Source organism: Pseudomonas sp. Ag1 (assembly GCF_000278565.1).
Lineage (GTDB): Bacteria > Pseudomonadota > Gammaproteobacteria > Pseudomonadales > Pseudomonadaceae > Aquipseudomonas.
The window spans coordinates 26,626-34,379 of the sequence record NZ_AKVH01000061.1; the positions used below are offsets into that span (position 1 = coordinate 26,626).

Here is a 7,754-nt window from a genome sequence, read left to right on the forward strand (position 1 = left end):
TTCAAACCTCAATGGACTTGTGCGTCATGAGCATCAATCTTCCCTTACCGCTGCTGGGCGAAATGGCGATTTTCGTCAAGGTGGTGGAAACCGGCAGCTTCTCCGAGGCTGCGCGCCAACTGGGAGCATCGCCGTCCTCCGTGAGCCGCAGCATCTCACGCCTGGAAAAGGCCCTGGCGACTCGCCTGCTGCAACGCACCACGCGCAAGTTGCGCCTCAGCGAAGGTGGCGAAGAGGTGTTCAAGCGCTGCCAGGAAATGGTCAGTGCTGCGCGGTCGGTGATGGAAATCAGCGGCCAATACACCCATGAAGCCGAAGGGCTGGTGCGGGTCAGCGTGCCCAAGGCGGTGGGGCGTTTTGTGGTGCATCCGCATATGCCGGAGTTTTTGCGGCGTTATCCCAAGGTCGACGTGCAGTTGATCCTGGAGGACCGGCATGTGGACCTGATTGACGACAATGTCGACCTGAGCATCCGCATCACCGACAGCCCGCCGCCGGGGTTGGTGGGGCGCCAGTTGCTGCCGATCGAGCATTTGATCTGCGCCACGCCGCGGTACCTGGCGGAGCACGGTACGCCGCAGCATCCCCATGATTTGCTGGAGCACAGTTGCATCTACCTGGGTGAGACGCCGGGGGATGCGCGCTGGAAGTTTCGCCAGGGCAGCAAGGCGGTGACGGTGGGCGTGCGCGGGCGGTATGCGGCCAATCACACAGGCGTGCGGCTGGATGCGGTATTGCAATATGTGGGGATTGGCAGCTTGCCGTATTTCACGGCGCGGCATGCGCTGGAAGCGGGGGAGGTGGTGCAGGTGCTGCCGGGGTGGGATTTCATTGCGTCGTACCACGGGGATGCGTGGCTACTGCATTCGCCGACGCGGTACCTGCCGCCGAAGTTGCGGGTGTTTATTGATTATCTGGTGGAGTGCATGGCCAAAGAGCCGACACTGAAGAAACGGTAGGAATACAGTTTAAATGTGGGAGCGGGCTTGCTCGCGAATGCGGTGTATCAGTCACCTAAAATATTGACTGACACACCGCATTCGCGAGCAAGCCCGCTCCCACATTTGATCTGCGTTAGCCCTGAAATCAGTGCTTGGGCTGGTCATTGGACATGGCCAACAACTGCTTTTCCTGGTTCCAGTCGAACGGTTCGTCGTTCTGTTCAGCTTCGAAGCGACGTTCTTCCAGGGCCTGGTACAGGTCCAGCTCGTCGTCGGGCATGAAGTGCAGGCAGTCGCCACCGAAGAACCACAGCAGGTCGCGCGGTACCAGGTGAGCAATTTGCGGGTAGCGCAGGATGACCTGGCTCATCATGTCCTGGCCCAGGTACTGGCTTTCGATCGGGTCGATGGGCAGCAAGGCGCGCAGTTCATCGAAGCGCTCCAGGAACAGGAGGTGGCTTTCCTCGGGAACCTGTTCGGCTTCGCCGACGGCAACCAGGATGCTGCGCAGGTGGTCGAGCAAGACGAGATGATCGGCAACGACGTTGGACACGAGATAAGTCCTCAAGAGCAAAACGGGCGCGAGAGTATATAGCTCGGTGCCTTGCCTCACAAATACGATTCCTTTTGACGAGTGGCTGTTGTTGTCAGGCAAGGCGCCGCGACGAGTCATAGCTTGCTATGGCGAGGAGCGGCAACGCAGCATGACGACAACAGACGCCGTCAAAAGGGATCAGTATTTGTGAGGCAGGGCACTCTACCCGTTTTTATATGACCGCTGGGATCAGCGGACTTTTCCCTCAGCCTGGCTCAGCTCTTCCTTGCTGAAATCATCCACGTCGATCACCTTGCGTCGCGCCGCTTCAGCGTCACGCAGGGTCTGCGCCTCGGCCGGTTGCAGCACGCCGGCATGCAGCGCGGCATCGATGGCGTGTTCGCCCGCGGTCGGTTTGACCTGGCCGCTCTTGAGGCCTTCGTGGAGTTTTTTCTGCAACGGATGGCTGTCGGCCAACAGGTCGTAGGCATGTTGCAGGGCGCCCACCGGATCTTCTGCAGACTGTGGGCGATAGCAGCCCGCCAGCACCGCTTCCAGGGTCGGGTCACCCTTGGCGCGACCGAGCACTGCGGCCACTTCGGCATCCAGCGCATCGGACGGGCCTTTATGACGGCGGCCGAACGGGAACACGATCACCCGCAACAGACAACCCAACACCTTGCTCGGGAAGTTGGTCAGTAGTTCATCCAGTGCACGCTCGGAGTGGCCAAGGCTCTCTTCCATGGCCCAGGCGAACAGCGGTTCCAGGTGGTCTGGCGAATCCAGGTCGTGATAACGCTTGAGTGCAGCCGATGCCAGGTACATGTGGCTCAGCACATCACCAAGACGTGCCGACAGGCGTTCGCGTCGTTTCAACTCGCCGCCCAGCAGCATCATGCTCAGGTCCGCCAGCATCGCAAACGCCGCGGCCTGACGGTTGAGTGCGCGGAAATAGCCCTGGCTCAGGCTGTTGCCCGGAGCCTTTTCGAAGTGACCGAAACCGAGGTTCAACACCAGGGTGCTGGCGGCGTTGCCTACGGCAAAGCCGATGTGCTGCAGCAGCAGGCCGTCGAATTCCTTCAGCGCCTGGTCATGGTCTTCGCGACCGGCCAAGGCCATTTCCTTGAGCACGAACGGATGGCAGCGAATTGCGCCCTGGCCGAAGATCATCAGGTTGCGCGAGAGGATATTCGCGCCTTCCACGGTGATGAAGATCGGCGCGCCTTGCCAGCTGCGGCCCAGGTAGTTGTTGGGGCCCATGATGATGCCCTTGCCGCCGTGCACGTCCATCGCGTGGCTGATGCATTCGCGGCCGCGTTCGGTCAGGTGGTACTTGAGGATCGCCGACAGTACCGAGGGTTTCTCCCCCAGGTCGACCGCGTTGGCGGTGAGCATCCGCGCGCTGTCCATCAGCCACGCGTTGCCGCCGATGCGGGCCAGGGCTTCCTGGATGCCTTCAAAGGCCGCCAGCGGTACGTTGAACTGCTCACGCACCTGGGCGTACTGGCCGGTCACCAGGCTGGTGAACTTGGCCGCGCCCGTTCCGACGGCAGGCAGGGAAATCGAACGGCCTACCGACAGGCAGTTCATCAGCATCATCCAGCCCTTGCCGAGCATTTCCTGGCCACCGATCAGGAATTCCAGCGGAATGAAAACATCCTTGCCGGAGTTGGGGCCGTTCATGAACGCGGCGCCCAGTGGCAGGTGACGGCGGCCAATTTCAACACCCGGGGTGTCGGTGGGGATCAGCGCGAGGCTGATGCCCAGGTCTTCTTTGTCGCCCAGCAGATGATCCGGGTCATGGGCCTTGAAGGCCAGGCCGAGCAACGTCGCTACCGGGCCGAGGGTGATGTAGCGTTTTTCCCAGTTCAGGCGCAGGCCGAGGGTTTCCTTGCCTTCCCATTCGCCTTTGCAGATCACCCCGGTGTCGGGCATGGAGCCGGCATCGGAACCGGCCAGTGGGCCGGTCAGGGCAAAGCACGGGATATCGTCGCCACGGGCCAGGCGTGGCAGGTAATGGTTGCGTTGTTCATCGGTGCCGTAGTGCAGCAGCAATTCGGCCGGGCCCAGGGAGTTGGGGACCATGACCGTGGAGGCGAGGTCGCCGCTGCGGGTTGCCAGCTTCATCGCGACCTGGGAGTGGGCATAGGCGGAGAAGCCTTTGCCGCCGAACTCTTTGGGGATGATCAGGGCAAAAAAGCCATGCTGCTTGATGTGTTCCCAGGCGGCGGGTGGCAGGTCCATGGCCTGGCCGATTTCCCAGTCGGTGACCATGGCGCACAGTTCTTCGGTAGGGCCGTCGATGAAGGCTTGTTCTTCTTCAGTCAGTTGCGCCTTGGGATAGGCCAGCAGCTTGTCCCAGTCGGGGCGGCCGCTGAACAGCTCGCCGTCCCACCATACGGTGCCGGCGTCGATGGCATCGCGCTCGGTCTCGGACATCGGCGGCAGGACTTTCTGGAACCAGTTGAACAGCGGCGCGGTGAAGTACTTGCGGCGCAGGTCCGGCAGCAGCAGCGGGGCGGCTACCACGGCGATCAGTACCCAGAAGATCAGCAGCAACCAGCCTGGTGCGTGGCTGAAGGCGCCCATCGCCAACAGGTAGACGGCGACCACGCCGATGGCGGGCAGGGGCGCGATGCGCCGGTGCGCCAGGTAGGCAATGCCCACCACCAGAACCAGTATCCACAACAACAGCATATTCAATCCTCCGTGAAACCAGGTGCGAAATCACCTCAGAGCTTAGTCGGCATCCGAACAAGCGGGGTGACGAGGGTGTTACGTGGTGTGCCAGGTCGAATCACCACCAGGCGCCGACATTTGGCCGAATCGTCGTTATCGCAGAGAGCAGGCCTGTGGTTAGACTCAAGGCTTGCCTCGGAGATCAACCTCATGAATGCGTACTTGAATCCCGGCCGCTTCATCGATAGTGACCACCCTGCGGTGGTGGAGTTCGCCGAAAAACATCGCGGTTCGAGTGCCGCACTTCGTGACCAGGCAGTCAGTCTTTACTACGCCGTGCGCGAGGCGGTGCGCTATAACCCCTATACCTTCAGTCGCGACCCGCAAACCCTCAGCGCGAGCTTCGCACTGGCGGCCGGCGAGAGTTATTGCGTGCCCAAGGCGACGCTATTGGCGGCGTGCGCAAGGCACTGCGGGATTCCGGCGCGCATCGGCCTGGCCGACGTGCGTAACCACCTCTCGACGCCCCGTTTGATCGAGCTGCTCAGAAGTGACGTATTTGCCATGCATGGCTACACCGAACTGTATCTGGATGGCCGTTGGGTCAAGGCCACGCCGGCGTTCAATCAGCAACTGTGCGAACTGTTCGATGTGCCGCCGCTGGATTTCGATGGCGTTCATGACAGTGTTTTCCACGCCTTCAACCGCAAGGGCCAGCGCTCCATGGAGTACGTGGTTGACCATGGGCAATTTGCCGAGGTGCCCGAGGAATTCTTCTTCGCCCACATCCAGAAATGTTACCCGCACCTGTTTGGCGAGCAGATGCCGATCCTGCTGGGGGACATGCAGAGTGATTTAAGCCGAACGTGATCCGGCGTATGCTGCCCCGGCATTCATCCAACCATCTTTTTCAAAATCGGGGCGGTCATGCTGAAAATCTGGGGTCGTAAAAATTCGTCAAATGTCAGGAAAGCACTGTGGTGCGCCGAGGAGCTCGGCCTGGACTATGAGGCAATTGATGCGGGCGGGGCTTTTGGTGTGGTCGACACGCCGCAATACCGCGCGCTGAACCCCAATGGCCGGGTGCCGATGATTGAAGATGGCGACTTTGTGCTGTGGGAATCCAACACCATCGTGCGCTACCTGGCCGCCAAACATGCGCCGGATTCGAACTGGTACCCCAGCGAGCTGCAAGCCCGGGCCAACGCTGAAAAGTGGATGGACTGGACCACCTCGACCCTGGCCGAACCGTTCAAGACCGTGTTCTGGGGCGTGCTGCGAACCCCGGCTGAAAAACAGAACTGGGACACCATCAACGCCGGTCGCCAGGCCTGCATCGATGTTTTGCAGACGGTGGATCAGGCCTTGGCCACGCAACCTTACCTGTCCGGCAGCGAGATCGGCATGGGCGATATTCCCTTGGGCAGCTTCATTTATGCCTGGTTCGAAATGCCCATCGAACGCCCGTCGATGCCTAACCTGGAAGCCTGGTACCAGCGGCTGCGCCAGCGTCCGGCCTATCAGAAATCGGTCATGACCGCGTTGACCTGATACCGACTATTAATACGGGTTACTGTACTTGTGCGGCGCGGACAAGCACCATGCTTGTCACGCGCAGCCGTTGTATTCCGTGCGGTCTGCCCTCATGTAACAATTCTATTCCTCTTCTTTGGTGCGTAATCCGATATGAGTTCCGCTCTGTCCATCCGGCAGCTAACCAAAACCTACGGCAACGGTTTCCAGGCCCTGAGTGGTATCGATCTGGACGTCGCCGAAGGTGATTTCTTCGCCTTGCTCGGCCCCAATGGCGCCGGCAAATCCACCACCATCGGGATTCTCTCGACCCTGGTCAACAAGACCACCGGTACGGTGAATATCTTTGGCAACGACCTGGACAAATCCCCGGCGGCGCTCAAGCGCAGCATCGGCGTGGTGCCCCAGGAGTTCAACTTCAACCAGTTTGAAAAGACCTTCGACATCGTCGTGACCCAGGCCGGTTACTACGGCATCCCGCCGAAGATCGCCAAGGAACGCGCCGAGCAATACCTCACGCAACTGGGCTTGTGGGACAAGCGCGACGTGCCTTCGCGTTCCCTGTCCGGGGGCATGAAGCGCCGCTTGATGATCGCTCGCGCCCTGGTTCACGAACCGCGCCTGCTGATCCTCGACGAGCCGACGGCGGGCGTGGACATCGAGCTGCGTCGTTCGATGTGGACGTTTCTCACCGAGCTGAACCAGAAAGGCATCACCATCATCCTCACCACGCACTACCTGGAAGAGGCTGAGCAGCTGTGCCGCAACATCGGCATCATCGACCACGGCACCATTGTCGAAAACACCAGCATGCGTAATTTGCTGAGCCAGTTGCACGTCGAGACCTTCCTGCTCGACCTGAAAAACGACATGACGGTTGCGCCCCAGTTGATCGGCTACCCGAATCGCCTGGTGGACAGCCACACCCTGGAAGTCCAGGTGGACAAAGCCGTGGGCATCACCGCGCTGTTTGGCCAATTGGCTACCCAGAACATCGAGGTGCTGAGCCTGCGTAACAAAACCAATCGCCTTGAGGAGTTGTTTGTGTCCCTGGTGGAGAAAAATCTGGCGAAGGTGGCGGTATGAGTTCGGAACTGCAACCCAACCTTGTCGCGCTGCAGACCATCGTTTATCGCGAAGTGAAGCGCTTTACCCGGATCTGGCCGCAGACCTTGCTGCCGCCGGCGATCACCATGGTTTTGTACTTCGTGATCTTCGGTAACCTGATTGGTCGGCAGATTGGTGATATGGGTGGATTCACCTATATGGAGTACATCGTGCCGGGGTTGATCATGATGTCGGTGATTACCAACTCCTATGGCAACGTGGTGTCGAGCTTTTTTGGCAGCAAGTTCCAGCGGTCCATCGAGGAATTGATGGTGTCGCCGGTGTCGCCTCATACGATTTTGATCGGCTACACCCTGGGCGGTGTGCTGCGCGGGTTGATGGTTGGGGTGATTGTGACGTTGCTGTCGCTGTTCTTTACCCATTTGCAGGTGCATCACCTCGGGATCACGCTGTTGGTGGTGGTGCTGACGGCGACTATCTTTTCGTTGCTGGGGTTCATCAATGCGGTGTTTGCGCGCAACTTTGATGATATTTCGATTATTCCGACGTTTGTTCTGACGCCGCTGACGTATCTGGGTGGGGTGTTTTATTCGATCACCTTGCTGCCGCCGTTCTGGCAGACGGTGTCGTTGGCTAACCCGGTGTTGCATATGGTTAACGCGTTTCGCTATGGGATCCTGGGCGTTTCGGATATCAAGATCAGTGTGGCGATCACCTTTATGCTGGTGGCGACTGTGGTGCTGTATGTGGGGTGTGCGCGGTTGCTGGTGAGTGGGCGCGGGATGCGCACCTAAGCGTTGAGATGTGATGAAAGACGGCCTCCAGATGAGGCCGTTTTTTTTGGCGATTGGTTTGAGTACATATCCGTTTCTTCGGTAACGGCTACTTATGGTTTCGCTCTTACAGCGAGTCACTTTGCAAAAACGGCAAAGTAACCAAAGCGCTCTGCCCCGCCTGTCGGCGCCTCGCCTAGGCTCGGCGTTCCCTCACTCCGGCAT

7 protein-coding genes are annotated in these 7,754 nt (G+C 59.7%); 5 read left to right on the plus strand and 2 right to left on the minus strand.

Annotation, left to right across the window (positions count from 1 at the left end):
• The first annotated feature begins 26 nt into the window (after nt 1-26).
• Nucleotides 27-959, plus strand: coding sequence for a LysR family transcriptional regulator (locus A462_RS29095; RefSeq protein WP_008431291.1), 933 nt, complete (start codon nt 27-29; stop codon nt 957-959).
• Between the two features lie 127 nt (nt 960-1,086).
• Here A462_RS29095 and A462_RS29090 read toward each other — a convergent pair whose 3' ends face one another.
• A complete protein-coding gene (locus tag A462_RS29090; protein WP_003217220.1) occupies nt 1,087-1,494 on the minus strand; it encodes a PA2817 family protein in 408 nt (135 codons plus the stop codon).
• A 231-nt stretch (nt 1,495-1,725) separates the two neighbouring features.
• A complete protein-coding gene (locus A462_RS29085; RefSeq protein ID WP_008431294.1) occupies nt 1,726-4,173 on the minus strand; it encodes an acyl-CoA dehydrogenase in 2,448 nt (815 codons plus the stop codon).
• 192 nt (nt 4,174-4,365) lie between these two features.
• Here A462_RS29085 and A462_RS29080 point away from each other — a divergent pair, with 192 nt between their 5' ends.
• From A462_RS29080 to A462_RS29065, 4 genes are all read left to right on the plus strand, one after another.
• Nucleotides 4,366-5,025 (plus strand): transglutaminase-like domain-containing protein, encoded by a 660-nt coding sequence (locus A462_RS29080; RefSeq protein ID WP_003217224.1) that lies wholly within the window; start codon nt 4,366-4,368, stop codon nt 5,023-5,025.
• A 57-nt stretch (nt 5,026-5,082) separates the two neighbouring features.
• The gene (locus tag A462_RS29075) at nt 5,083-5,706 is read left to right on the plus strand and encodes a glutathione S-transferase family protein (protein ID WP_003217226.1); all 624 of its coding nucleotides are present in this window, start codon (nt 5,083-5,085) and stop codon (nt 5,704-5,706) included.
• A gap of 135 nt (nt 5,707-5,841) precedes the next feature.
• A complete protein-coding gene (locus A462_RS29070; RefSeq protein ID WP_003217227.1) occupies nt 5,842-6,774 on the plus strand; it encodes an ABC transporter ATP-binding protein in 933 nt (310 codons plus the stop codon).
• The gene (locus A462_RS29065) at nt 6,771-7,550 is read left to right on the plus strand and encodes an ABC transporter permease (RefSeq protein WP_003217229.1); all 780 of its coding nucleotides are present in this window, start codon (nt 6,771-6,773) and stop codon (nt 7,548-7,550) included. The genes A462_RS29070 and A462_RS29065 overlap by 4 nt, the downstream gene beginning before the upstream one ends.
• Nucleotides 7,551-7,754 lie beyond the last annotated feature (204 nt).

What these genes read in the sequence shown, in the direction of transcription:
- A462_RS29075 (WP_003217226.1), top strand. Translation starts at nt 5,083, where the DNA reads ATGCTGAAAATCTGGGGTCGTAAAAATTCGTCAAATGTCAGGAAAGCA.
- A462_RS29085 (WP_008431294.1), bottom strand. Translation starts at nt 4,173, where the DNA reads ATGCTGTTGTTGTGGATACTGGTTCTGGTGGTGGGCATTGCCTACCTG.
- A462_RS29095 (WP_008431291.1), top strand. Translation starts at nt 27, where the DNA reads ATGAGCATCAATCTTCCCTTACCGCTGCTGGGCGAAATGGCGATTTTC.
- A462_RS29065 (WP_003217229.1), top strand. Translation starts at nt 6,771, where the DNA reads ATGAGTTCGGAACTGCAACCCAACCTTGTCGCGCTGCAGACCATCGTT.
- A462_RS29080 (WP_003217224.1), top strand. Translation starts at nt 4,366, where the DNA reads ATGAATGCGTACTTGAATCCCGGCCGCTTCATCGATAGTGACCACCCT.
- A462_RS29070 (WP_003217227.1), top strand. Translation starts at nt 5,842, where the DNA reads ATGAGTTCCGCTCTGTCCATCCGGCAGCTAACCAAAACCTACGGCAAC.